The sequence below is a fragment of the Bacillus sp. LR--39 genome (genome assembly GCF_053613335.1).
Genome location: NZ_JBSIOT010000837.1, coordinates 1 through 725 on the forward strand (window position 1 = coordinate 1; position 725 = coordinate 725).

2 protein-coding genes are annotated in these 725 nt (G+C 45.9%); both read right to left on the reverse strand.

Features of this window, described 5'->3' with window-relative positions; all coding sequences use genetic code 11:
• Window positions 1–111: carbamoyl phosphate synthase preATP-grasp domain-containing protein (locus ACWHAR_RS26885; RefSeq protein WP_452088403.1), on the reverse strand; the 111-nt coding region annotated here is incomplete at its 3' end.
• On the reverse strand, window positions 96–725 hold a 630-nt coding region (locus ACWHAR_RS26890), incomplete at its 5' end, for a carbamoyl phosphate synthase small subunit (RefSeq protein ID WP_452088402.1). The genes ACWHAR_RS26890 and ACWHAR_RS26885, both read right to left, overlap by 16 nt.

The window sequence follows — 725 nt, forward strand, 5'->3', positions numbered from 1 at the left end:
CAAAGCAAGACAGGCTTGTGTTCCCGCATAGTCAAATTCTGCTGCTTGGCCGATGATGATCGGTCCAGATCCGATTACTAAAATTTTGTTAATGTCTACGCGTTTTGGCATACCGCTTCCCCTTCTTTCTCTGTTGTTTCGATCATTTCGATGAATCTGTCAAATAGATGATTGGCATCCTCAGGACCAGGTGAGGCTTCGGGATGATATTGAACCGTAAATGCCGGCAATGTTTTATGCTTCAGCCCTTCAATCGTATCGTCGTTAATTGCGATATGCGTCACTTCCAGTTCTGTTTTACTGATAGACGAAACTGTATATCCATGGTTTTGAGATGTTAAGGCAACTTTTCCTGTAGCCAGCTCTTTTACCGGGTGGTTTGAGCCCCTGTGGCCGAATTTCATTTTTTCAGTATTTGCCCCGCACGCCAGCGCGAATAATTGGTGGCCGAGACATATTCCGAATAATGGCACTTTTCCAAGAACACCTTTAATCATTTCAATCGCTTCAGGCACATCCTTCGGGTCTCCAGGTCCGTTAGAAAGCATGATACCGTCCGGTTTCAGCTGAAGCACCTCTTCCGCTGTAATGTTGTAAGGCACAACGATGACGTCACATTTCCGTTTGTTCAGCTCTCTTAGAATCCCGTGTTTCATGCCGAAGTCAACCAAGACGATGCGTTTGCCTCTTCCCGGGCTCGGATATGCTGTTTTTGCTGATACTTG